This is a genomic window from Rhodococcus sp. IEGM 1372 (assembly GCF_030056835.1).
Classification (GTDB): Bacteria; Actinomycetota; Actinomycetes; order Mycobacteriales; family Mycobacteriaceae; genus Rhodococcoides.
The window spans coordinates 1-24,302 of sequence record NZ_JASHKS010000006.1 but is presented as its reverse complement, the minus strand read 5'-3'; the positions used below and the strand labels follow the sequence as shown (position 1 = coordinate 24,302).

Annotated in this window: 21 protein-coding genes and 1 tRNA gene; 9 read left to right on the top strand and 13 right to left on the bottom strand. The window is 64.6% G+C overall.

Annotated features, from left to right (window positions below; genetic code table 11):
* Positions 1–72: 72 nt before the first annotated feature.
* A complete protein-coding gene (locus QM590_RS08780) occupies positions 73–750 on the bottom strand; it encodes a 50S ribosomal protein L25/general stress protein Ctc (protein WP_269594661.1) in 678 nt (225 codons plus the stop codon).
* Between the two features lie 242 nt (positions 751–992).
* The gene (locus QM590_RS08775; protein ID WP_094686662.1) at positions 993–1,571 is read right to left on the bottom strand and encodes a TetR/AcrR family transcriptional regulator; all 579 of its coding nucleotides are present in this window, start codon (positions 1,569–1,571) and stop codon (positions 993–995) included.
* Positions 1,572–1,644: 73 nt separating this feature from the next.
* On the opposite strand from QM590_RS08775, the gene QM590_RS08770 reads away from it, so the two are divergent.
* On the top strand, positions 1,645–2,595 hold the full coding sequence (locus QM590_RS08770) for a DMT family transporter (protein ID WP_269594662.1): 951 nt from the start codon (positions 1,645–1,647) through the stop codon (positions 2,593–2,595).
* Here QM590_RS08770 and QM590_RS08765 read toward each other — a convergent pair.
* Positions 2,538–3,707: an aminotransferase class V-fold PLP-dependent enzyme gene (locus QM590_RS08765; protein WP_269594663.1), complete on the bottom strand. Its 1,170-nt coding sequence runs from the start codon at positions 3,705–3,707 to the stop codon at positions 2,538–2,540. The two genes, QM590_RS08770 and QM590_RS08765, sit on opposite strands and share 58 nt — an antisense overlap.
* A gap of 147 nt (positions 3,708–3,854) precedes the next feature.
* Between QM590_RS08765 and egtA the strand changes: the two genes are divergently transcribed.
* The 4 genes from egtA to egtD are packed head-to-tail and all read left to right on the top strand — an operon-like array spanning position 3,855 to position 8,131.
* Complete coding sequence (egtA, locus tag QM590_RS08760; RefSeq protein WP_269594664.1) at positions 3,855–5,111, top strand: ergothioneine biosynthesis glutamate--cysteine ligase EgtA; 1,257 nt, start codon at positions 3,855–3,857, stop codon at positions 5,109–5,111.
* Entirely contained in the window at positions 5,108–6,412 is a 1,305-nt protein-coding gene (gene egtB, locus QM590_RS08755) for an ergothioneine biosynthesis protein EgtB (protein WP_269594665.1), read from the top strand. Before egtA ends, egtB begins: the two co-directional genes overlap by 4 nt.
* Complete coding sequence (gene egtC, locus QM590_RS08750) at positions 6,413–7,153, top strand: ergothioneine biosynthesis protein EgtC (protein ID WP_269594666.1); 741 nt, start codon at positions 6,413–6,415, stop codon at positions 7,151–7,153.
* A gap of 9 nt (positions 7,154–7,162) precedes the next feature.
* Positions 7,163–8,131 (top strand): L-histidine N(alpha)-methyltransferase, encoded by a 969-nt coding sequence (gene egtD / locus QM590_RS08745; protein ID WP_269594667.1) that lies wholly within the window; start codon positions 7,163–7,165, stop codon positions 8,129–8,131.
* Positions 8,132–8,235: 104 nt separating this feature from the next.
* Here the strand turns inward: egtD and QM590_RS08740 are convergent, their stop codons facing one another.
* From QM590_RS08740 to QM590_RS08700, 9 genes are all read right to left on the bottom strand, one after another.
* Positions 8,236–9,093: a DUF559 domain-containing protein gene (locus QM590_RS08740; protein WP_269594668.1), complete on the bottom strand. Its 858-nt coding sequence runs from the start codon at positions 9,091–9,093 to the stop codon at positions 8,236–8,238.
* A 204-nt stretch (positions 9,094–9,297) separates the two neighbouring features.
* Positions 9,298–10,683, bottom strand: a complete 1,386-nt coding sequence (locus QM590_RS08735; protein WP_269594669.1) for an ABC transporter permease — start codon at positions 10,681–10,683, stop codon at positions 9,298–9,300.
* On the bottom strand, positions 10,680–11,432 hold the full coding sequence (locus QM590_RS08730) for an ABC transporter ATP-binding protein (protein WP_269594670.1): 753 nt from the start codon (positions 11,430–11,432) through the stop codon (positions 10,680–10,682). Before QM590_RS08730 ends, QM590_RS08735 begins: the two co-directional genes overlap by 4 nt.
* Before the next feature lie 96 nt (positions 11,433–11,528).
* The gene (locus QM590_RS08725) at positions 11,529–12,188 is read right to left on the bottom strand and encodes a response regulator (RefSeq protein WP_269594671.1); all 660 of its coding nucleotides are present in this window, start codon (positions 12,186–12,188) and stop codon (positions 11,529–11,531) included.
* On the bottom strand, positions 12,188–13,384 hold the full coding sequence (locus tag QM590_RS08720; RefSeq protein ID WP_269594672.1) for a sensor histidine kinase: 1,197 nt from the start codon (positions 13,382–13,384) through the stop codon (positions 12,188–12,190). The genes QM590_RS08725 and QM590_RS08720 overlap by 1 nt, the downstream gene beginning before the upstream one ends.
* 18 nt (positions 13,385–13,402) lie before the next feature.
* Positions 13,403–14,032 (bottom strand): hypothetical protein, encoded by a 630-nt coding sequence (locus QM590_RS08715; protein ID WP_269594673.1) that lies wholly within the window; start codon positions 14,030–14,032, stop codon positions 13,403–13,405.
* Between the two features lie 172 nt (positions 14,033–14,204).
* Positions 14,205–15,188: a ribose-phosphate diphosphokinase gene (locus QM590_RS08710; protein ID WP_121870612.1), complete on the bottom strand. Its 984-nt coding sequence runs from the start codon at positions 15,186–15,188 to the stop codon at positions 14,205–14,207.
* A complete protein-coding gene (gene glmU / locus QM590_RS08705) occupies positions 15,185–16,657 on the bottom strand; it encodes a bifunctional UDP-N-acetylglucosamine diphosphorylase/glucosamine-1-phosphate N-acetyltransferase GlmU (protein WP_094670508.1) in 1,473 nt (490 codons plus the stop codon). Before glmU ends, QM590_RS08710 begins: the two co-directional genes overlap by 4 nt.
* 52 nt (positions 16,658–16,709) lie before the next feature.
* Positions 16,710–16,780, bottom strand: a tRNA-Gln gene (locus QM590_RS08700).
* Positions 16,781–17,034: 254 nt separating this feature from the next.
* On the opposite strand from QM590_RS08700, the gene QM590_RS08695 reads away from it, so the two are divergent.
* The 4 genes from QM590_RS08695 (at position 17,035) to QM590_RS08680 (ending at position 23,330) form a co-directional block, all read left to right on the top strand.
* Positions 17,035–17,673 (top strand): TetR/AcrR family transcriptional regulator, encoded by a 639-nt coding sequence (locus QM590_RS08695; protein ID WP_094613864.1) that lies wholly within the window; start codon positions 17,035–17,037, stop codon positions 17,671–17,673.
* A gap of 189 nt (positions 17,674–17,862) precedes the next feature.
* A complete protein-coding gene (locus QM590_RS08690) occupies positions 17,863–18,507 on the top strand; it encodes a ScbR family autoregulator-binding transcription factor (protein ID WP_068049844.1) in 645 nt (214 codons plus the stop codon).
* A 327-nt stretch (positions 18,508–18,834) separates the two neighbouring features.
* On the top strand, positions 18,835–22,413 hold the full coding sequence (gene mfd / locus QM590_RS08685) for a transcription-repair coupling factor (protein ID WP_269594685.1): 3,579 nt from the start codon (positions 18,835–18,837) through the stop codon (positions 22,411–22,413).
* 2 nt (positions 22,414–22,415) lie between these two features.
* On the top strand, positions 22,416–23,330 hold the full coding sequence (locus tag QM590_RS08680) for a nucleoside triphosphate pyrophosphohydrolase (RefSeq protein WP_269594674.1): 915 nt from the start codon (positions 22,416–22,418) through the stop codon (positions 23,328–23,330).
* A gap of 104 nt (positions 23,331–23,434) precedes the next feature.
* Here the strand turns inward: QM590_RS08680 and QM590_RS08675 are convergent, their stop codons facing one another.
* The gene (locus QM590_RS08675; protein ID WP_269594675.1) at positions 23,435–24,076 is read right to left on the bottom strand and encodes a dihydrofolate reductase family protein; all 642 of its coding nucleotides are present in this window, start codon (positions 24,074–24,076) and stop codon (positions 23,435–23,437) included.
* Between the last annotated feature and the right edge of the window lie 226 nt (positions 24,077–24,302).

The following is a 24,302-nucleotide window of genomic DNA, read 5'->3' as shown; positions in this document are numbered from 1 at the left end:
ACGCCTTCGAAACGAACGACGCGCTGTTCCCGGTGTGGGAGCAGCGCGTCGTACGCGGTCGGTGGAGAGAGATCAGCTGTCGCTGTCCTTGCTCTCTTCGTCGTCCGAATCCTCTTGGCTCTCGGCCTCTTCCTGAGTTTCGGCCTCGCCCTCTTCGGTGATCGGCTCGGTGCCTTCGCCGTCTGCCTCGAGCTCTTCCTCGGACGGTGCCTCGACGACGTTGACGAGCAGCTGCTCGGGGTCGGACATCAGGGTGACGCCCTCGGGCAGCTCGACGTCCTTTGCGTAGTACTGGGTGTCGATCTGGTTGTCCTCGACGGAGATGACGAAGTTCTCCGGGATCTCCAGGGCGTCGGCCTCGATCTCGATGTACGTGGAGTCGGTGACGACCAGGGTGCCGGGCGCTGCATCGCCTTCGACGATGATGTTGACCTCGACGGTGACGCGCTCGCCCTTCTTCAGGACGAGGAGGTCGGCGTGCTCGATGCTGCGACGGATCGGGTGCACGACGATCGACTTGGTCAGCGCCAGCTGCGACTTGCCGTCGATGTCGAGGGTCAGCACGGCGTTGGTGCCGTCGTTACGCAGCACGGCTGCGAACGCGCGAGCGTCCAGAGCGAGGTGCTGGGGATCGGTGGCGTGTCCGTACAGAACGGCGGGAACGAGGCCGTCGCGACGGGTGCGGCGGGCAGCGCCCTTGCCGAATTCGGTGCGGACGAGCGCGGTGAGATTGTTTACCTTCGATGCCATGGTGCTGGATGCTCCTGATAAATGTGGTTCGTGCGGCGTACTTCGTCGGGCGGTCAAGCTCGTCGGGGCGGACACGAACGAGCGCGGCCAACGGGGCCGAGCCGCGTCGATAACGGTGGATCCGGAACTATTCGGATCTACCCTCGCCGAGACAACCTGGGAAACAATACACGACCACGTCACGTGCGTGGAAGCTCGACCCCTGCTACGAGCCCGGAGTGGAGCCGGCGTAAAGACCGCAGTTACTGCCGTGCACCTGCGAGCGCAGCGAGTAGATCCGACGCGATGCCCCGCGCGACCACGATGGCGTCATCGCGAGCTCCTGCCGTCCCCATGACCACCGCGCCCTCGTGCAGCACCGACAGCCGGGTTCCCAGCTGTTCGGCATCGGGGTATCCAGCTTCGGTGGCCAGTCGCGCGAACAACGATCTGGTCCAGGCTTTCTCGGACTCGATGATCGCGAGCACCGGGCTGTCGGTGCCGCCGAACTCGGCGAAGGCGTTGACGAATCCGCAGCCGCGATGGTTGTCGCGCATCCAGACGTCGAGGGCGTCGTACACCCCGAGGATGCGGGCGTCGCCGGGTTCGAGGGCATCGACGAATTCCGTCACGTGATCGCACCACAGAGCGTATCGACGGGTGAGGTATCGCTGCACCAGGCCGTCCTTGGAGCCGAATCGGTCGTACAGGGTCTTCTTCGTGGTGCCGGCCTCCTCCGCGATCAGGTCGACTCCGACGGCTCGGATGCCGCGGGCGTAGAACAGCTCGCTGGCGACGGTCAGGATGCGTTCTCCGGCGGGGGTGAGGGGCTTGTCGAGCATGGTTGCCTTCCGAAAGCGCTGGTGAGAAGCAGGTGCACTGCAAGTATACAGACCTGTATGTTTACATCGCAGCATGAAAGCGAATGTCGACGCCGTCGCAGGTACGGCACTGGTGGTGCTGTGGAGTTCGGGCTTCATCGGAGCCGAACTCGGAACGGCCGAAGCCCCCGCGCACACTCTGCTGGCCTGGCGTTATGTCGCGGCCGCTGCACTGTTGATCGCATGGTGCCGATATCGCAGGCTGGCCCCCACCTGGCGCGCCATCCGAATCCACGCGGTCCTCGGCCTCTTCTGTCAGTTCCTCTACCTCGGTGCCACGATCACCGGGATCGGTATGGGTGTGCCACCGGGAGTCGCCGCATTGATCGCCGCACTGCAGCCGCTGGTCGTCGCGACGGCCTCGAGCAGGATCTTCGGGGAACGCGTCGGAGGACGGCAGAGTCTGGGACTCGTCGTCGGCATCGCGGGTGTCTCGCTGGTGGTGCTGGGGGACCTGTCCGGTGCCGACCTCGCCTGGCCCGTCTATCTACTACCGGCGGCCGGGATGCTTGCTCTGTCGATGGGGACGATCGGTCAGCGAATCCTGGCACCGAAGGAACCGATCGCGCTGTCGATGGCCATCCAATGTTCCATCAGCGCAGTCGGATTCATGACGTGGAGTGCGTTGGCCGGTGATGTCGCACCGCCCATGACGACGGGCTTCTGGGCGGCCGTGGCGTGGACGGTCGTGCTCTCGACCTTCGGTGCGTACGGCGCGTACCTGTTCGTGGTGCGTCGCAACGGGCCCACCCGCGCCAGCGTGTTGCTCTACCTGACCCCGCCGACGACGATGCTGTGGGCCTGGCTCATGTTCGGCGACGCGATCACCTGGCTCGGACTCGGTGGACTCGCGGTCTCAGCGGTCGGCGTCGGGCTTTATCTCCGCAAAACCCATGTGAGCGAAACTTCGACCCCTGCGACGAAGTCTCATGCACGTGCGAGCGCAGCGAGCATCGTGTCCAGTTCGGCGAAAGTGACGAAATAGTGGGGAGATGCACGAACGACCGCGTCGAGTCCCCGGCCGGTCATGTCCAGGCGCGTCGAGCTGCGGTGGCTGACGGTCACGGTCACCCCGCGCTCCCCGAGTCGGTCGCGCACGGCCACGGGATCTTCGCCGTCCACGGTGAACGAGACGATGCCGTTCTTGCGGTCGCCGAGGTCGTGCACGGTCACTCCGGGGATCTTCCGGAGCCCGGCCCGCAGGTATTCGGCACGTTCGACAACGGCCTCCTCGACCTGGTCGACGCCGAGCTCGAGGAGATAATCGACGGCCGCCCCGAGCGCGAGCCGGGCCGCGACGTCGCATTCCCAGAACTCGAATCGCGTGGCATCGTCGGCCATTCGATACGTCTGTCGGTCCACCCATTGAGCGCTGTGCAGGTCGAGGGCCGGCGGATGCAGCGTCGACGCCAATCCCGGTCGCAGATAGAGGAAGCCGGTTCCGCGGGGGCCGCGCAGCCATTTGCGGCCGGTGGCCGAGAGGGCATCGACTCCCAATTCCTCGACGTCGATGCGCATCTGCCCGATGGACTGGCAGGCGTCGAGCAGGACCAGTGCGCCGTGGCGGTGCGCGAGATCGGTAACGGCACGGGCAGGATTGATCAGTCCGCCGTTGGTTGGGGCGTGCACCACCGAGACCAGTTTCACCCGGTCGTCGAGCATCGATTCCAGTGCGTGTACGTCGATGCGTCCCGATTCGTCACTCGGGACGATCTCCACCGTTGCGCCGGTGACCTCGGCGCGGTGGAGGGCGGAGATCGCGTTGCTGGCGTATTCGGCCTCGCACAGCAGTATTCGGTCACCGGGGGACAGCGGCACCGAGTAGAAGAAGTCTGTCCAGGCCCGGGTCGCAGAATCGCTCAATGCGATGCTCGACGCCGGGGCTCCGATCAAGGTTCCGATCGAGGTCTTGACCGCGGCGAGATCATCGAGTCGTTCGTTCGCGGCCCGGTAGCCACCGATTTCCGCTTCCCGGCGCAGGTGCGCGATCGCGGTATCGAGGACGACGGTCGGAGGTAGAGACGATCCGGCGCTGTCGAGAAAGACCCGGCCCGACGCACCGGGGGTGTCGCGTCGAATGCGGTCGTGATCGAGCATCGGTCGTCCTTTCGGTAGCGAACTCTCGGGCACCAGAGTTCCACAATCGGTAGCCTCGATCAGACGAGGGATCGCGGCGTTTTCGATCCCCGCGGCTGGGTACGTACTCCGAGCGGAGAACGTGTTGAGTGCGGAAAGAAGGAATGAGTGTCGTCCAACGAGAAGTCTCTCGGGCTGAGCTCGCGCCCGGCAGCAGAGGCATATGTATCGAAGGTGTGTTTCAAGCTGGGGCCACCGGCTCTCATCGGTGCCGAACTCGAGTGGCTCACCGCCCTCGACGACGGAACGCGTCCGACCCTCCCAGCTCTGGCCGCTGCGCTCGGTGTTCACTCCCCGCGCAGTATCGATCCCGAGTCACCCGCCCTGTCGTTGCCGGGCGGCAGCATCGTCACCGTCGAACCCGGCGGTCAGGTCGAATTGTCCAGTTCGCCTTATCTATCCGTTTCCCAACTCGCACCGATGCTCGACGCCGATGCGCGGCTGCTGCGGGACATTCTCGGTAAGGCCGGCATCGACATCGCGTCCGTTCCGGCCGATACTGCTCGGGCACCCGAACGTCTCCTCGTGCTACCGCGGTACTGCGCGATGGAGAATCGGTTCACCACCATCGGCCCCTTCGGAAAGCTGATGATGTGCAACACCGCAGCGGCTCAAGTGAGTGTCGACGCGGGTCGTGATCGTGCCGAGGTCGCCGCGCGCTGGCACATGCTTCACGTCATCGGTCCTGCCTTCGTGGCTGCGTTCGCTCGCTCTCCCGAACTTTCCGGTGCACCGGCGGGACGCTGGGCATCCCAGCGGATGCGGACCTGGCTCGAACTCGATTCCAGCAGAACGGATTCTAGCAGAACGTCGGTGCCCAACACAGGCGACCCGATCACCGACTACGCACGGTGGGCACTCGACGTTCCGTTGCTCTGCATCCAGGGCGTCACGCAGAACTGGGAAGCGCCGCCGGGTACCACGTTCGCGCAGTGGGTGGACGATCCCGACATCGTCGGACGCCCGCCGACCTACAGCGATCTCGACTATCACCTGACCACCCTGTTCCCTCAGGTGCGCGCCTGCGGGCACTTCGAGATTCGCTATCTCGACGCGCAGCCGGACGGGCAATGGGTGGTTCCGGCGGCGGCGTTCGAGGCGCTGCTGTCCACACCCGAACTGGTGGCCCGGGCCACCGAGATCGGCGGCGGTACGGCGGGACGGTGGCTCGACGCGGCCCGCGTCGGGCTGGCAGATCGCGAGCTCCGCACAGCCGCAACCGAATTGCTCGACCTCGCAGCGGAGGTCGGTGGCGAGTTCTCCGACCACCTGTCGGCAGCGTCTCGACGATGCAGTGCCGGCGAGCCGCCCAGCGAACTCGACACGGCGGCACGGGAACTTCGGACTCGAAAGGAATCGGTGTGAGCGCCGAACAACTCAGGAACAGGATAGAAACCGTCCTCACGCGCAGCCGAGCCCGCAGTGCGGCGCTCACCGATTGCGTGGACGAGACCGAACTGATGTCGCAGCATTCGCCGTTGATGAGCCCGCTGGTCTGGGATCTCGCCCACATCGGTAGCCAGGAAGAGCTCTGGCTCGTCCGTGATGTCGGTGGACGGGATCCGGTGCGTCCCGACATCGACGAGCTGTACGACGCCTTCAAACACTCTCGTTCCTCGCGTACGTCGCTTCCGCTGCTCACTCCGGACGAGGCACGCGTCTACGTCCAGACCGTTCGCGACAAGGCCTGGGATGTACTCGACCACAGCACTTTCGAGGGTAGGCCGGTCGAGAAACATGGCTTCGCGTTCGGCATGATCGCCCAGCACGAGCAGCAACACGACGAGACCATGCTCGCGACCCATCAACTACGTTCGGGACCTGCGGTTCTGACCGCTCCTGCGCCTCCCAGTTCGGCCACGCCGGTGTCGGGTGAGACCGTCATCGCCGGTGGATCGTTCTCGATGGGCACCTCGCTCGATCCGTGGGCTCTCGACAACGAGCGACCGGCCCACACGGTGAACGTGCCGACGTTCGCCATCGACCGAGCCCCGATCACCAACGCGCAGTTCATGGACTTCATTGCCGACGGCGGCTACCAACGCCGCGAGCTGTGGACCGACAAGGGGTGGCAGCATCGCGTCGACGCGAACCTGACCGCGCCGCAGTTCTGGGAGTCCGACTCCGACGGCACCTGGTGGCGTCGGAGCTTCGGAGTGCGCCGTCCGGTGCGACCGCATCAGCCCGTCGTGCACGTGTGCTGGTTCGAGGCCGATGCCTACGCGCGCTGGGCAGGCCAGCGTCTGCCGACGGAGGCGGAGTGGGAGAAAGCTGCGCGATTCGACGCCGAGACCCGCACCAGCAACGCCTACCCGTGGGGCGACGCCGAACCCACTGCGGCACATGCCAATTTGAATCAGCGGCATCTGGAACCGGCAGACGTCGGCGCGTATCCCGACGGTGCCTCTGCAGCAGGGGTGCACCAACTCATCGGTGACGTGTGGGAGTGGACCTCCTCCGATTTCGAGCCGTACCCCGGCTTCGAGGCCTTCCCGTACGCCGAGTACTCCGAGGTGTTTCTCCGCGGCGACTACAAGGTGTTGCGCGGCGGGTCGTTCGGCACCGACGAGGTGGCGTGCCGGGGAACGTTCCGTAACTGGGACCACCCGATCCGCCGTCAGATCTTCAGTGGATTCCGGTTGGCCCGCGACGTCGAGTCCAGCTGAATGTGCCGTCATCTCGGGTATATCGGCCCCCGCACGTCCGTCGGGGGAGTGCTCACCGACGGTGAGCACAGTCTGCGTGTGCAGGCGTATGCCCCCAGCGACATGCGCGGCGGCGGCACCATCAATGCCGACGGATTCGGTGTCGCATGGTGGGACGGCGACGCAGCGGTGCACAGCTACCGCAATCCCATGCCCATCTGGACCGATCCGGCGGTGGACGATGTTCTGCCGCAGATCCATTCGACGTCGGTGATCGCGGCAGTGCGATCGGCGACCGTGGGAATGCCGGTGGAACGCAGCGCCTGCGCCCCCTTCACCGACGGCCGTTGGGCGTTCAGCCACAACGGTGTGGTGTTCGGCTGGCCGCAGTCGATGGCCGACCTGTGGTCGGAGGTGCCGCACGTCGACGCGCTCGCATTGCCTGCGCCGACCGATGCCGCCGCTCTGTGGGTCGTACTGCAGAACCTGCTGCGCACCCACGATCCCGAGTCGGCACTGCGCATGCTGGTCCGCAGGGTTCTCGCAACCTCGCCCAAGGCGCGCCTGAATTTTCTGCTGTCGGACGGCGAGAGCATGTACGCCACGGCGGTGCATCATTCGCTGTCGGCTCTGCGGACCGAGGATTCGGTGACGATCGCCTCCGAACCCCTCGACGATCGACCCGACTGGATTTTCATCGACGACCGACGCATGGTCGTCGCCACGACAACCGATCTCACCATTTCCAGCCTGGAATCATAAAGGAGCGTCATGAGCACGGTGGACGTACATTTGGCCGACACAGCATTGCTCGACGAGTTGCGTAAGGACGTGCGGGACGGTCTCACTGCCGACCCGAAGTGGCTCTCGCCCAAGTACTTCTACGACGCGCTGGGCAGCGAGCTCTTCGAGCAGATCACGGTGCTGCCGGAGTACTACCCGACGCGGACCGAGCGCGCCCTCCTCGAGGAGCACGCCTTGGACGTCGCCGAAGCAACCGGATCGACGATGTTGATCGAGCTGGGCTCCGGCTCGTCGGAGAAGACGAAAATCCTGCTCTCCGCTGGGGTGAAACATGGATCGCTCGAAACCTATGTACCGCAGGATGTATCCGTCACGGCCCTCGAGGGTGCCATCGAGCAGATCTCGCACGAGTTCCCGGCGCTCGAGGTGCGCGGCATCGTCAGCGATTTCACCGACACGCTGCACAATCTGCCCAGCGGCCAGGCACGTACGATCGCATTCCTGGGTGGGACCCTCGGCAACCTGATCCCCGAGGAACGTCGGGAGTTTCTCGGAGCCATAGCGGAGGCCCTCGATTCCGGTGAGCATCTGTTGCTCGGTGTCGGTTTGGTGATCGACCCGAAGGTTCTCGTTCCGGCCTACGATGACGCCGCAGGGGTGACCGCGAAGTTCAATCGAAACGTGTTGTCGGTGATCAACTCTCGCCTGGGTGGCAACTTCGATCCCGATGCCTTCGAGCATGTCGCGCTCTGGAATGCCGAGCAGGAGTGGATCGAGATGCGGCTACGGGCCAACGCGCCGCAGGAGGTGTACCTCGCCGACCTCGATCTGCACGTGCACTTCGACGCCGGTGAGGTTCTGCGCACCGAGATCTCGGCGAAATTCCGGCCGGAGGGCATCACCGAAGAACTCGCTGCGGCGGGATTCGGCGTCGAACATCTCTGGTCCGACGCCGACTCCCGCTTCGCGCTCATTCTTGCGCGGAAGGACGGGTAGCGGGTCCACCGAAGTGGGCACCAGTGCACGCTACCGACGCCGATTGACGGAATCCCGTCGATCGGCGTCGATAGTGTGCAACCCTGCCCGCTGCAGCCGCGTATTCACGGGAGTCGACGGTCCGTTGCTGCGATCGACTTCCGACGACGCCGCACCACGGCGATGATTTCGTCCACGACGCGATCGAGGTCGGCAAGCGCTGTGGCCGCCGAGTAGCGCAGCACCAACCATCCATCGAGCACCAACTTGTTCTGGCGTCGACGATCGTTGTTGAACGTGGCGGGATCCGTGTGGAACTCTCGGCCATCGATTTCGACGATCACTCGTGCGGAAAAGTCGACCAGGTCGCCGTAGAACTTCCCGACGCGCGCATTGATCTCCATCGTGAAGTTGCGGGCTGTCAACGCCCGCGCTACCACGCGCTCCGGCTCTGATCGTGTTCTGGGGCAGCACGTTCGAAGCTGCTTCCGGACGGAAGCCATCCCGTGCATTCCCTTCGACGTGTCACACAGTGAGGCAACCCGTCGCCACGGCAGATGATGGTCGATGGCGTCGTCGAAGAATTTCTCGAGATCGGGCGTCGACAACGAGGTCGCGACGTCGACGAACGTCTGCTCCAGCGACACCACTCGCAGGCCTCGGTGGAGCTGGACCTCGACGAGGCGTCGGCGATGAACTCGAACCCACGGCACCGATCTCGACTGGACGTTCGGGGCCACCGTGACAGAGACGAGTCGCGGTTCGTAGTCGATCAGTCCCCACAACCAGGCCGCACTTTCGTGGCTCAACACGGCGTCCGGTTTCCACAGAAGCGCACCGGTGCACAGTCCGAGGTAGTCCGGTTTCTCCGTCGCGTAGACCTTCGGCAGCAGGCGCACGAGCTCCCCCGACCGCGATCGTCTCGAAATGCCGCTCGTACTGAGCCCTTGCGCCACCAATTGCTGCACTGTGTAAACCCCCATGGCTACACCGTTGCGGCTGAGGAGCCTCTGCAACAGTGGCAATCTCGCAATTGTGGATAACTCGATGACGTTATCCACAGGCAGTGCCCGGCAGAGTGGGCACCAGTGCACACAACGACCGCCGATCGACGGGATCCCGTCGATCGGCGTCGATAGTGCGCAACCCTGCCCGGCCGGAATTACCCAGCACTGTCGAACACGAGGCTAGGCATCCGCCAACGCGACCACCGGCGAAATTCGATTCGCACGTCGTGCCGGAGTCAGTGAGGCCCCGAGTGCGAGGAGTCCACCGCACAGCACGGTTCCAGCGATGACGGCCCACGGCAGGGTGGGGGCAGTGAGTCCGCGTGAATCCAGTGAGCCGAGCAGCGATTGTGCTGCGGCCCAGCCGTATCCGATGCCGAGGATCAGCCCGAAGCCCATCGAGGCGACCACCATCTGGCTGCTCTCCGAGACGATCATCGACCGAATCTGCTTGCGGGTGAATCCGAGTGCACGCAACAGACCGATCTCTCGGGTGCGCTGCAGAATGCTCAGCAGCAGGTTGTTCACCATCCCGACCGCCGCGATCACAGCCGAGAAGCCGATGAGTCCGGTCATGATTCCCACTGTCACAGTGAGGACCTGATCGACGGAGGCTTCGTCGAACTCGTTGACGAGCATCGACCGGTAGCTGTACATCGCGACCGCGAACGTGGTCACCAGCGTCACCCCGATCAGCAATCCCACCGCGGTGCGGGTGCTGCGATCCGGATAACGAATTGCGTTGGCCGAGGCCAATCTTGCCGCAGGCCCGCGTCCGAACAGTTTCCCGACCAGCCTCAGCGTCGCGGGCAGAATTCGATAGGCACCGACCATGATGCCGGTGAACGAGGCGACGCCGCCGAGGAACGCGACCAGCACACCCGTCGGGTTCACCATCCCGATCAGGATTCCGAGCCCGAGCAGTGCCACTCCACCGGCGATCAGCACGATCGACATGCCCGTCCTGATTCGACGCGACCGCGGAGCCTCCACTCCCGTGTCCACTGCACCGCCCGTCGCCTGAACAGGCGTCACGTCTAGCACTTTTCGAGACCCGACGTAAGAGGCGAGCGTCGTTGTCAGCACCACGATGACCACTGGCAGGATCACCAGCGGTTGGATGGACGTGTACGCCACATCCGGCAGCTGACTGGCCGAGACCGCAACGGCCCGGGCCAGATGACTCGCGCCGACACTGACAACCAAACCGAGTGCACCACCGAACAATCCGACGAGAAAGCCTTCCCTGGCCACCGATCGACGCAGGTCACGCGCCCGTGCACCCAGTAAGCGCAGAAGAGCGATGGTGCGGGTGCGGCCCGCGACGATCGTCGCGAACGTGTTCGAGGTGACCACCGCCGCGACATACAGTGCGAGACCGATGAACACCAGCGCCACGCTGTACAGCGCAGTGACGGCAGCACCGTCGGTATCCCCGAAGATGTCGACCAGAAAGGCCGTGGCCTGAATCAACACCACACCGAAGAACGACGCGAGCGAGGTCACCAGCAGACTGGCACCGTGCTCCTTCGACGCCTGAGCAGACGTCAACCCACCTGCCTTCATGATGCGTGCTCCATTCCCAGCATGTAGCTCGAAATCTGTTCTGCACTCGAACGTCCCAGTTCGTTGACGATGTGACCGTCGGCGAGGAAGACGATGCGATCGGCGTAGCTGGCCGCGATGGGGTCGTGGGTGACCATCACGATCGACTGGCCGTACTCGCGCACCGCCGCGGCGAGTAGGCCGAGAACCTCACGGCCGGTGCGGGAATCGAGGTTGCCGGTGGGTTCGTCGGCGAAGATCAGATGTGGACGGGTCCCCAGCGCGCGGGCGATCGCGACGCGCTGCTGCTGCCCACCCGAGAGCTGATGCGGTCGGTGGTTCACCCGCGCCTGCAATCCCAGAGTGTCGATGAGCTGCTCGATCCAGGCCGCCTCCTCGGCGGTGGGTGCACGGCCGTCGAGTTCGAACGGCAGCAGGATGTTGCCCCGAACATCGAGGGTGGGAACGAGATTGAACGACTGGAAGATGAAGCCGACCTGCTTGCGTCGCAGCGTGGTCAGTGCGTCGTCGTTCGCCGAGGTGATGTCTGCACCGGCCAGCATCAGATGACCCGAGCTGGCGTTGTCCAATCCCGCCATCACATGCATCAGGGTCGATTTGCCGGAACCGGACGGTCCCATGATGGCGGTGAACTGGCCACCGTGAATGTCGAGAGAGACGTTATCGAGGGCGCTCACCGGATTGGACGAGTCGCCGAAATGTTTGCTGACTTGGAATGCCCGGGCAACAGGGCCTGCTGTGATCGTCATGCCCACAACGCTATGAACTCAGCGGCCCCGAGTAATCAGGCGCGAGTCTCTGCGTCGTACATCTACAGGATGACTTCGGTGTCAGTCCCAAGCAGGTCAAGGCGAGTTGAGTCCGTGCTCGAATGCGTAGACCACCAACTGCACTCTGTCACGCAGGTGCAGCTTGGCGAAGATGCGACTGATGTGCGTTTTCACCGTCGCCTCGCTGAGGAATTCCATCTCGGCGATCTCGGAGTTGCTCAGCCCGCGGGCGGTGAGTCGGAAGAGTTCCTTCTCCCGCGCCGTGAGGGTGGCGAACTCGGCCGGTACCTTCGGCACCACCGGTGTCGGCGTGAAATGCGCCAGCAGACCCGTCGTCGCCGACGCGGCGATCACCGAGTTGCCTGCATGAACCGTCCGGATCGCGGCGAGCAGAAATTCCGGGTCGGCATCCTTGAGTACGAATCCGCTTGCCCCCGAACGAATTGCTCGCGCCGCGCTCTCGTCGAGATCGAACGTCGTGAGCACCAGAATCCGCGGTTGAGTATCGGATCCGGCCACGATCTGCTCGGTGGCGGCGATACCGTCGAGCACAGGCATCCGGACGTCCATGAGCATCACGTCGGGACGTGCCGACGCGGCGAGCTCGACGGCTTCCTTCCCGTTGCCGGCCTCACCGACGAACTCCAGATCGGGCTGCGAGGAGATGAGCATGCGGATGCCCGCGCGGAACAACTGCTGATCGTCGACCAGCGCTACCTTGATTCGTTCGGACATCAGCTGATTCCCTTCGTGGACGAGCCGGCCGCAGGAAGCCACGCTGTCACGGTCCACGACGACCCGTCGCCGGACGCTGTGCACATGCCACCGGCGAGGCTGGCGCGTTCTTTCATACCGGCGATTCCGTGGCCGCCCGATTCGGACGCCGAACGCGCCGAGGGCACGCTGTTGCGCACCGTCAGTTCGATGCCGGCGGAGTCGGATTCGATGGTGACGGTCACCGGCTTGTCTGGGTCGCCGTGACGTAGGGCATTGGTCAGCGATTCCTGCACGATCCGGTAGAGCGCCAGGTGCGCACCGGCACCCAACGACACCGACGAGGTGTCGATCGACGAGTCGATCGTCAGGCCGGTCGCACGCACTTGGTCGAACAGACGCTCGAGATCGTCGGGGGTGGGGTTCGGGAGATCGCCCTGACTGTGGCGCAGCTGTCCGAGCAACACCCGAACGTCGGACAGCGCCTCGCGCGCGGTGTCGGAGATGGTCGTCAGGGCAGTGTCGACGGCAGCGGGGTCGACGGCGCGGACATAGCGTGCACCGTCGGCCTGCGCGATCACCACGGCGAGCGAATGCGCCACGATGTCGTGCATGTCGCGGGCAATTCTGTTGCGCTCCTGCTCGATTGCCACTTCGTGTTCGGCGCGGGCCTGATGCACTTCGGCCAGCTCACGTGCGTGTGCGGATTCGATGGCGGTGCGCCGGGCATAGGCCAAGCGACCCAGGGCCCAGGACAACCCGAGTAGCGCCCACAGGCCGACGAGGAGGAAGGCGAACTGCAGGAGTCGGGGTTCCTGGAAGCCCTCTTCCGTGGCCGGGCCGAACGGATTGCCGTCCACGAACGCCAGGTACAGAGCCGCTATCACGCCACCGGCGACGGCCGAGGCGAGCCCGAGGCGTCGAAGCACGTTGTCGCCGTACGCGGCCGAGCAGTACAGAATCGCGAAGATTGCGATGTCCGCCGAGAGGGGGAGTACCCCGCTGATCATCTGCGCGACGGCCAGCACCCAGGCCAGTGCCAACGACAGTCGCGGAGACCGTCGCCGAACTGCCAGCGCGACGCCGAATCCGACCAGGACGCCGAAGCCTGCGGAACCGTACGGACCGTTCAGCGTGGACGGCATCATGAGCAGAACGAAGACGACGGCGTAGGCGACGTCGAGCACCTGCCGTGAGATCGAACGCTTGCGCAGCACTCGATCAGACTACGTGGATCAGTTGGTGCGGCGACGAGCCTTCTCGAGCGCGGCCAGAGTCGACAGGACCGTGGTGCGCTGCCGTTCGAGATCCTTCATGCGCGCACGTGCCGGCAGGCCCTGTACGCCGTCGAGCGCGCTGATCTGCTCGTCGACGGAGGTGAGCTGGCCGAGCAACTTCTGCACACGGGACTGCAGTTCGATCGCATCGATCCCGGTGACGCCGGCCTGCGACTTCTTCGTCGGTGCCTTCGCGGGCGTTCCGGACGTCGTGGAGGCCGGTGCGTTGCCCGCGGCAGCGGCCCTGGGGCGCAAGGCTTTGCGGACGGCGGCCGGATCGGGCAGCTTCTCGAGCCGAATGCGGTTGAGCACCTCACGCGCATCCCGAGCGGTGACGCGGTACTCGCGCTCCTCCTCGTCCTCGGACGCCAGCGTGCCGCCCAGGGGCCGCAGACCGTACATCCCGATGAAGTGCTTGGCCTCGTCGATGACGGCTTCCTTCTCGCGGCACAGACCACAGCGCGGCTCGTTTCGGAAGTCCTCGACGCTGTCGGTGCTACCGCACCAGACGCACCCGCCCGGCGTCCATCGGGCAATTCTGACCGTAGTAGTTCCAGTCGGGCCGTGGGGAGAGTCTGCGTCGATCACGACGAGTCATCTTAGGTGACAACGAAACCCGCCCCGCACACCCCCGTCTCGCGAGCTGCAGGTTCCGGTCACGGACGTGACGTAGTTCATGCAGGGCGGACGGAGAGTGGGCGGGGCGGGGTGAAACAGACCTGAAGGTCGGGAGTGGAGCTTGCGGGGCATCCCGAAAAGGCTATGCGCTGCCGTTGAACAAGCTTGTGACGGAGCCGTTTTCGAAGACCTCGCGGATGGTGCGAGCCAGCAGCGGCGCGATCGAGAGCTCGGTCAGCGTTGCGAAGCGCTTCTCGTCGCTGATCGGCAGGGTGTTGGTGACGACGACTTCCTTGGCACCGCAGTTCGCGAGCCGCTCGGCGGCCGGGTGGGACAGAACTCCGTGGGTGGCGGCGATGACGACGTCACCGGCTCCGGCTTCCTTGAGCACCTTCACGGCACCGGCGATGGTGCCGCCGGTGTCGATCATGTCGTCGATGAGGATGCAGGTGCGGCCTTCGACGTCACCGACGACGCGGTTGGACTTGACCTGGTTGGGCACCAACGGGTCACGTGTCTTGTGGATGAACGCCAGCGGCGCACCGTCGAACGAGTCGGCCCACTTCTCGGCGACGCGCACGCGGCCGGAGTCGGGCGAGACCACGGTGATGTGCTCGAGGCTGTAGGTCGCCCGGATGTGATCGGCGAGCTGACTGTGTGCGTGCATGTGATCGACGGGGCCGTCGAAGAAGCCCTGGATCTGATCGGTGTGCAGGTCGACGGTGATGATGCGGTCGGCACCGGCGGTCTTGAGCAGATCCGCGACCAGACGAGCGGAGATGGGCTCGCGTCCCCGGTGCTTCTTGTCCTGACGCGCGTAAGGGTAGAACGGCAGGATCGCGGTGATTCGCTTGGCCGATCCGCGCTTGAGCGCGTCGATCATGATGAGCTGTTCCATCAGCCACGTGTTGAGCGGGAACGGATGCGACTGCAGCACGAAGGCGTCCGATCCGCGGACCGACTCCTCGAAGCGAACGAAGATCTCGCCGTTGGCGAAGTCACGCGCGGTCTGCGGGGTGACGTCGATCCCGAGTTCCTTGGCGACCTGCTCGGCCAACTCCGGATGTGCTCGACCAGAAAACAACATCAGGTTCTTCTGGTTGTCGATCCAATTAGGGGTGGTCACTGCTCTTCGCCGTCCTTTTGTTCTTGCCGATCACGATCTGCGAGCGCCGCTGCTTTCGCAGCTTCGGTTCCGGGCCTGTTGTCGATGACCCAGCCTTCGATATTGCGTTGCTTTCCACCGGAGACGGCCAGCGCGCCGGGAGGAACATCGTCCCGAACCACTGTTCCTGCACCGGTGTAAGCGCCGTCGCCCACATGAACGGGAGCGACGAACGTCGAGTCGGAACCGGTCCGCACATGGGATCCGATTTCCGTGCGGCTCTTGTTGACGCCGTCGTAGTTGGCGAAGACGTTGGAGCAACCGATGTTGCTGTGGTCGCCGATCGTGGCATCGCCGACGTAGGTGAGGTGCGGGACCTTGGTGTTGCGGCCGATCGTCGCATTCTTGGTCTCCACGTAGGCACCGAGTTTGCCGCCCTCGCCCAGGACCGTGCCGGGACGCAGGTAGGTGAACGGTCCGACTGTGGCATCCGGTCCGATCACGGCCTGCTCGGCGTGGGTGCGCACGACCGACGCGCGCTCGCCGATCTCGACGTCACGCAGGGTCGAGTCCGGTCCGACGACCGCGTCGTCGGCGATGTGGGTCTTGCCGTGGAGCTGGACGCCGGGTTCGATGCGGACGTCCGCGCCGAGGGTGACGTCGATGTCGATCCAGGTGGTCGACGGATCGACGACGGTGACGCCTGCCCGCATGTGTCGTTCGACGATGTGACGGTTCAACACGGAGGTGACGTGCGCCAGCTGGACGCGGTCGTTGACGCCCACCACCAGATCGGGATCGGCGAGCTGGGTGCCGTAGACGGCTTTGCCGTCGGCCTTGCTGATCTTGACGACGTCGGTCAGATACAGCTCGTGCTGGGCGTTGGCGGTGCTGAGTTTGCCCAGGGCGGTACGCAGCGCCACAGCGTCGAACGCGTAGACGCCGGAGTTGACCTCACCGATCAGCACCTGGGCCGGGGTGGCGTCGGCGTGCTCGACGATCTCGGCCACCTCGCCGTCGTCGGTGCGGACGATACGGCCGTAGCCGTTGGCATCGTCCGGGACGAAGGTCAGCACCGTGGCGGCAGCGGGCCTGGGGGCGCTCAGGTGCTCGTCGAGCAGAGCTTTGAGAGTGTGGCCGTCGAGCAGGGGCACGTCGGCGGCGGTGACGAGGATCGTGCCCTCGAAGTCGTCGGGCAGGGCGGCCAGGCCGCACTGGACGGCATGTCCGGTGCCGAGCTGGCGATCCTGGACTGCGGTGTGAATCGTGCGCCCGAAGGTGGCCGCGAGGTCCTGGACGGCCTCGGTCACTCGTTCGCGATCGTGTCCGACGACGGTCACCAGGTGGTCGGGACCCAGGTCGGCGGCCGCGTGGAGGGCATGCGCGAGCATGGTGCGGCCGGCGAGGGGATGCAGAACTTTCGGAGTCTTCGACCGCATTCGGGTACCTGCACCCGCAGCGAGAACGACCACGGCGGTCTGCACAGGCATTGAGCTCCTCAGGCGGTGACGCGAAGACGGTATGCACGAATGATGTTGCTCGCTCCGCCGCCAGGACTCGAACCTGAACTATCTGAACCAAAATCAGAGGTGCTGCCATTACACCACGGCGGATAAACGGCCAGCGGTTTCGCCAGTGGCCGACGAATCGAACGACTCATTCGTTTGCCGCTGCGCTCCCACTGAGCGCAACGATCCTCGCACGCGAGGTGGTGGTGAGTCGAACCGCGATGAAGATTCCGCCCTCCGGGTCGTTCCTGCAGGCTCCACTCCCGGTGGGACAAACGGATGGATCGGACATCGTTAGTGTGGGGGAGGCGTCGATTTCGGCGTCGAAAATGCAGGGTCGGTAACGGGAGCGGATTTCGATGACAGGCGCAGCCTCGGAGCAGGAACGCTCACCTCGAGTCCGAATGACAGGGACGCAGCGGCGCGAGCAGTTGATCGAGGTGGGGCGCACGCTGTTCGCCGAACGCGGGTACGAGGCCGCGTCGGTCGAGGAGATCGCCGGACGAGCGAACGTGTCCAAGCCGGTCGTCTACGAGCACTTCGGCGGTAAGGAAGGTCTCTACGCCGTCATCGTCGATCGGGAGATGTCGACGCTTCTCGGCATGATCACCAAATCACTCGACCTCAATCGCTCGCGGATTCGCGTCGAACGCGTCGCACTTGCACTGCTCACCTACATCGAGGACCGCACCGACGGTTTCCGCATTCTCGTGCGCGATTCCCCTGCGGCTGCCGAGGACGGCAAGTACTCGTCGTTGCTCAACGAGGCCATCGGTCGCGTAGGGCACATGCTGGCCGGGGATTTCTCACGCCGCGGACTCGATCCCGAGTTCGCGCCGATGTACGCCCAGGCACTGGTCGGAATGGTGTCGATGACGGCGCAGTGGTGGCTCGACGTGCGAACACCGTCGAAAGAAGTGGTTGCGGCGCATGTGGTCAACCTGTGCTGGAACGGGCTGACGAATCTGGAGGCCGACCCTCGATTGACCGAGGAATGAGAACTCGGTTTCGTCTCTTCGCGGTTAAAGAGGGGGTATCGTCCCCTTTGTCGGCCATGAGAGCTGTGTCACACACGGCGTAAGGCTCGATCGGACCGATGCATGTTGGCACGAGACGTAAAGCAAGTCAGTGGTACCGTTCGGGCGTAATTTGCGCAGTGGCAGTTCAGAATTGCGAAGGCGGATCCCATGGTCAGGCAGGCCCGCGCTGAAATAACCCGCGACACCGTGCTCGCGGGCGCAGCGAACGTATTTCTGCGCCTGGGGTACGCGAACGCGAGTCTCAGCGAAATCATCTCTCAGTCCCAGGTCACCAAAGGCGCTCTGTACTTCCACTTCGGTTCCAAGGAAGAACTCGCACGTGCGGTCATCGACGAGGGCAATGCTCGGCTGACCACTGCGTGCATGCAGTTCAACGACGGTCGCATCCCCGCACTCGAGGCGGCGATCGGCATCTCCTACATCGTCGTCGACCTTTCGGTCAGCGACCCCATGGTCTCGGCCATGCTCCGGCTGAGCCATCAGATCGGCGATTACCGCGGCACCGAGGGCAACGTCATGGCCGGGTGGAGCGACTCGTTCGACAAGCTCGCCGCCAAGGCCATCGCGCAGGGCGACATCGACCCCAACTCGGATTCGCGCACCATCGGCTCGCTCGTGCTCGAGATCCTGGCCGGCGTGCACATGGTTGCGGTTGCCACCTCCACCACCGAGGAACTGCCGTCGCGCATGGAGCGTCTCTGGTACTACCTGCTGCCGGCTCTGGTCCCCGCCAACAAGCTGGACTACTTCCGCGAATTCGCAGCGCGTCGAGTCATCCGCTTCGGCCCGTAACTCACGAATTTCTCGCAACGAAAGCCGCTACGTCGTCGCGCAGTCGATCCGGGTATTCACCGTTGATCGCATGTGAGGCGTCGGGATAGAGATGGGGCCTTGCGGTCGACGAGCCCGGCGTCTCCCGCCTGCCGGGCTGTCGGTGTGCTCCCATAGACTCGGTCACGACTGTGCGTATGCAGCCGTCGCCTCGAATCGCTTCTAGGAGCATTGCTGTTGTCTTCCGATTCTCTGCCTGCCATTTCTCCATCCGGGCCGGCCCCGATCGTTCCCGACGCGGCGCTGCAACTCTCGGGTCTGGCCAGCGTCGCGCTGACGGATTCGTCCATGGTGGCCGTCGCCGATGCGATCGGAACCGCCGAGCACACGCTCATAGGACCGCACTCGGTTCGCCCATTCGTTGCCGCCGCGATCGCTCAGCACACGCAGCTGTTGATCGTCACCGCCACCGGGCGTGAAGCGGACGATCTCACCGACGAACTGCGTCAGATCCTCGGCGGCGGCGTTGTCATGTTCCCGTCGTGGGAGACGCTTCCGCACGAGCGACTGTCACCGAGCGCCGATACGGTCGGCAAGCGGCTCGACGTGCTTCGCCGGCTGGCTCGCCCCGGCGACACCGATTACGGCGATCCTCTGCGTGTCATCGTCACCACTGTCCGTTCGCTGGTGCAGCCGATGGCACCCGGTCTCGGCGAGATCGAACCCGTCACCCTGAAGGTCGGCCTGGACATCGACTTCGACGGTTTGATCCAACGACTCGTCGAATTCGGCTACCTGCGCGTGGACATGGTCGGCAAGCGCGGTGAGTTCGCCGTCCGCGGCGGCATCCTCGACCTCTTCTCGCCGACGGCAGATCATCCGGTGCGCGTGGAATTCTGGGGCGACGAGATCACCGAACTTCGCGCGTTCGCGGTCTCCGATCAGCGTTCGTTGCCCGATCACGAGGTCGATCTCGTCATCGCTCCGCCGTGCCGCGAACTGCTACTCACCCAGGAAGTTCGCGACCGTGCCGCGGTTCTCGCAGCCGACAATGCCGGCGACACCGCGTTGGTCGAGATGCTCGACAAGCTGTCCGCCGGCGTCCCGGTCGAGGGCATGGAGGCGTTGCTGCCGCTGCTGCAGCCGGGTGAATTGCAGTTGCTCGCCGATACTCTCCCCGCGGGAACACACGTCTTGCTCTGCGACCCCGAGCGAATCCGCACGCGCGCAACCGATCTGGTGCGCACGGGCCAGGAGTTCCTCGAAGCATCCTGGACGGCAGCATCAATCGGTGGAGCCGCGCCGCTCGATACCTCGACACTGGACACCTCCAGCCTCGAAGGTGCGTCACTCGATCTCGGTGCCTCGGCCTACCGTTCGCTTCGACAGGTTCGCGAGTCCGCGCAGGTGCACGGCCGGCCGTGGTGGACCATCAGCCCGCTGGCGTCCGGCAACGGCGAAGAAGTCGAACTCGCCGTCGATTCTGTCCCGGAGGTCCGTGGGTCCGAGGAGGCGCTGACGGCCCTGTTCGCCACCCTGCGGGCGCATATCGCCACGGGTGGTCGTGCGGTCATCTCCGTTGCGGGCGCAGGTACTGCCACCCGCATCATCGAACGCCTCGCCGAGGCCGAAGTACCTGCAGCACATCTGGATTCCGGTGCGGTCCCGGTCGCCGACGTCGTGAACGTCCTGTGCGGATCGTTGCACGACGGTCTGGTGTTTCCCGACGCGAAACTCGTGGTCGTCACCGAGAGCGACCTGACCGGCAACCGCGTGGCCGCAGCGGGCGAGGGACGCAAGCTCCCGGCGAAGCGTCGTAATCAGGTCGATCCGCTCGCGCTCGTCGCCGGCGACAGCGTCGTGCACGATCAGCACGGCATCGGTCGATTCGTCGAGATGGTCGAACGCACGATCGGTGGTGCTCGACGCGAATACCTCGTCGTCGAGTACGCACCCAGCAAGCGCGGACATCCCGGAGACCGACTCTTCGTCCCGATGGACTCGCTCGATCAGCTCTCGCGTTACGTCGGTGGTGAACTGCCGTCTCTGAGCAAGCTCGGCGGATCCGACTGGGCCAACACCAAACGCAAGGCGCGCAAGGCAGTTCGCGAGATCGCCGGCGAGCTGGTGCAGCTGTACGCGGCTCGTCAGGCAGCTCCCGGGCACGCTTTCGGGCCCGACACCCCGTGGCAGCTCGAGATGGAAGATGCGTTCGGATTCACCGAGACGGTCGACCAGATGACGGCCATCACCGACGTCAAGGCCGACATGGAGAAGGCGGTTCCGATGGACCGCGTCATTCTCGGTGACGTCGGCTACGGCAAGACGGAGATCGCAGTGCGCGCCGCATTCAAGGCGGTGCAGGACGGCAAGCAGGTCGCCGTGCTGGTGCCGACAACACTTCTGGCGCAACAGCATCTGCAGACCTTCACCGCACGCATGGCGTCGTTCCCGGTGACCGTCAAGGGGCTCTCGCGCTTCACTCACGGCTCCGAATCCAAAGAGGTCATGGCCGGGTTGGCCGACGGGACGGTCGACATCGTCGTCGGTACGCACCGGTTGTTGCAGACCGGTGTCGCCTGGAAGGACCTCGGGTTGGTCATCGTCGACGAGGAGCAGCGCTTCGGCGTCGAGCACAAGGAGCACATCAAGTCGCTCCGAACCCACGTCGACGTCCTGACGATGTCTGCGACTCCGATTCCGCGAACGCTCGAGATGAGCCTCGCCGGCATTCGCGAGATGTCGACCATCCTCACTCCGCCCGAGGAGCGGCACCCGGTCCTCACCTACGTGGGCGCGTACAACGACAAGCAGGTCGCCGCGGCCATCAGGCGTGAGCTGCTGCGTGACGGCCAGGTGTTCTTCGTGCACAACCGAGTCAGCTCGATCGACAAGGCCGCCAAAAAGATTCGCGATCTGGTCCCGGAGGCCAGGGTGGCGACGGCGCACGGGCAGATGAACGAGGAAACACTCGAGCGCACCGTGCAAGGGTTCTGGCAGCGCGAGACCGACGTCCTGGTGTGTACCACCATCATCGAGACGGGCCTCGACATCTCCAACGCCAACACCCTGATCGTGGAGCGGTCCGATTCGCTCGGCCTGTCCCAGTTGCATCAGCTGCGCGGTCGAGTGGGCCGTAGCCGCGAGCGTGGTTACGCGTACTTCCTGTACCCGCCCGAGAAGCCGCTCACCGAAACGGCCTACGACCGATTGGCGACCATCTCGCAGAACTCCGACCTCGGTGCCGGTATGGCGGTGGCGATGAAGGACCTCGAAATCCGCGGTGCCGGAAACGTTCTGGGAGCAGAGCAGTCCGGTCACGTCGCGGGCGTCGGATTCGACCTGTACGTGCGGCTCGTCGGTGAAGCAGTCGAGGCGTACCGCGCCGCAGCCGACGGAAAGCCCATCACCACCGACGAAGCCCCCAAGGAAGTGCGCATCGACCTTCCCGTCGACGCCAACATCCCACCGGACTACGTCACCAGCGATCGGTTGCGCCTCGAGGGTTACCGAAAGCTCGCTGCGGCAGCCGATTCCGAGGGCATCGACGCGGTCATCGAAGAACTCGTCGACCGGTACGGTCCGCTGCCCGAGGAGGTGGGTCGACTGGTCTCCATCGCCAAGCTGCGGCTTATCGCGAAGGAATACGGCCTGACCGACGTCAATGTTGCCGGAACACAGGTGAAGCTGGCTCCGATGGACTTGCCCGATTCCAAGCAGATCCGCCTCAAGCGGCTCTACCCGAGCGCTGCCTATCGGGCCACCACCGGAGTGGTGCAGCTGCCGCTGCCGCGCGTCGAAGGCGGCGGAGTGGGGGCGGCCCGCGTACGCGACGTCGAATTGGTGCAGTTCATCGCCGATCTCATCCTATCCTTGGACGGTAAGCCATCTCGGTCGGTGTTGTTGGAGCAAACAGTGGGGGTGTAGCGGTGACGGTAGTTCTGCTCGACCCTGTTCGACCCACACAAGTGCCGGTGGATGCTGTTGAATTCCTCGGCGGTGCAGTGCAGTTCACCGAAGAAGTGCCGGTGCGAGTGCGGTGGCTGTTCTCGGGAACCGCTGCGCCCGACGCCGTCGACGCGGTGCTGGTGAGCACCGATCCCGCCAACCCCGACGTCCAGGAACGGATTGCACGCGGAGAACGGGTCATCGCCGCCGAGAAGCTGCCCGGTGACGACCTCATCGCAGCGGTCCGGCTCATGGATCGGCTCCGCACCCTCGGCGGATGGGAAGCGCAGCAGACCCACGAGTCTTTGCGCGGCTACCTGCTGGAAGAAACGTACGAGCTGCTCGACGCCATCGCCGCGGGCAACCTGGTGGACCTGCGCGAAGAACTCGGAGACCTGTTGCTGCAGGTGCTGTTCCATTCCAGAATCGCTCAGGATGCCGCCGAGAACGCGTTCGACGTCGACGACGTCGCCGCAGGACTCGTCGCCAAACTCACCCACCGCAGCCCACACCTCGGTCGAACGGGCAACGGCCCCATCGACATCGCCGAACAAGAGCGAGCCTGGGAAGAGAAGAAGGCGTCGGAGAAGGCACGCGGATCCTGCGTCGACGGAATCGCCCTGTCTCAGCCGTCACTCGCCCTGGCGCAGAAAGTGATCGGACGGGCCACCAAGGCAGGCCTACCCGACGAGCTGATTCCCGACGGCCTACGCGTCGTACACATCGGGGTCGATCACTCGCACGGAGGAGACAGTGCCGAGGACCTGCTGAGGCGTCGGGTGCTGGATTTCGCTGCGTTGATCCGTAATGCCGAAGCCTCGGCCCGCAACGCAGGCATCGGGCCGGGGGAGATGTCCGCACTCGACTGGATCGAGCACTGGGGTTTGCGAGGCTGACTGCCCCGCCGCCCGCCCACTCTCCGTACCCTCGTCCCTCGGGTTGGGATCAATGTGGGGTTCAGTCGGTCAGAGTGCAACAAAGTCGCATTGATCCGGCCCGGCTACCTGCGCCAGAACAAGTGATGAGTGATGCCGCTGCTACTGGGGACGATCTCGTGCTCGAATCTGTCGGTCAACTCGTCGGGTGAATCCCACAGCTTCAGGCCCGAGCCGAATTCGATGGGCGAGACGACGATGTGCATGGTGTCGACGAGATCGGCGTCGAGGAATTCCCGAATACTGGTGACGCCGCCGCCGAGTCGCACGTCCCTACCGTCGGCCGCCTCCTTTGCTTGCTTCAGTACTTCGGAGGGCTCCCCGTCGACGAAGTGAAACGTTGTGTCGGAAAGCGTGATCGAGGGTCGCTCGTGGTGGGTGAGCACAAAGACTGGAGTGTGGAACGGCGGCTCGTCACCCCACCAGCCCTGCCATTCGTGGTCGGTCCACGGTCCGCGTTGGGGTCCGAACTTGTGCCGGCCCATGATCTCGGCACCGATGTTGTTCGCGAAGTCGCGCGCGAAGTAGTCGTCGAGTCCGCGACTACCACCCGAACCGGCGTTTCCAGGAAAGCTGGCGGTGCCGAAGTACCACCCCATCAGGGCCAGATGGTCGAGTCCGAACGGGCTCTCGAAGCTCTGGTCGACCCCCGCAGCGATTCCGTCGCTCGACACGGTGAAGTTCTGTACCCGAACAAGCTGTCCCATGTGTGCTCCCGAAGTCGATGATAGAACGTACGACGTATGGACCGAGCCGACTGTACAAACTCACCGCCCGCCCGCGTCAATGGACCGTTGCAGTGGTCAGACGTATGCAGTGTGCCATCCACGCAGACCGGGTTCTCGCGTGAATGAACCCTTGCAGCGGTCAGACGTATGTGCACTGGTCCCCGTGGGTTGGACCGGTTAATGGAAATCCTAGGCCGCGAGGGCC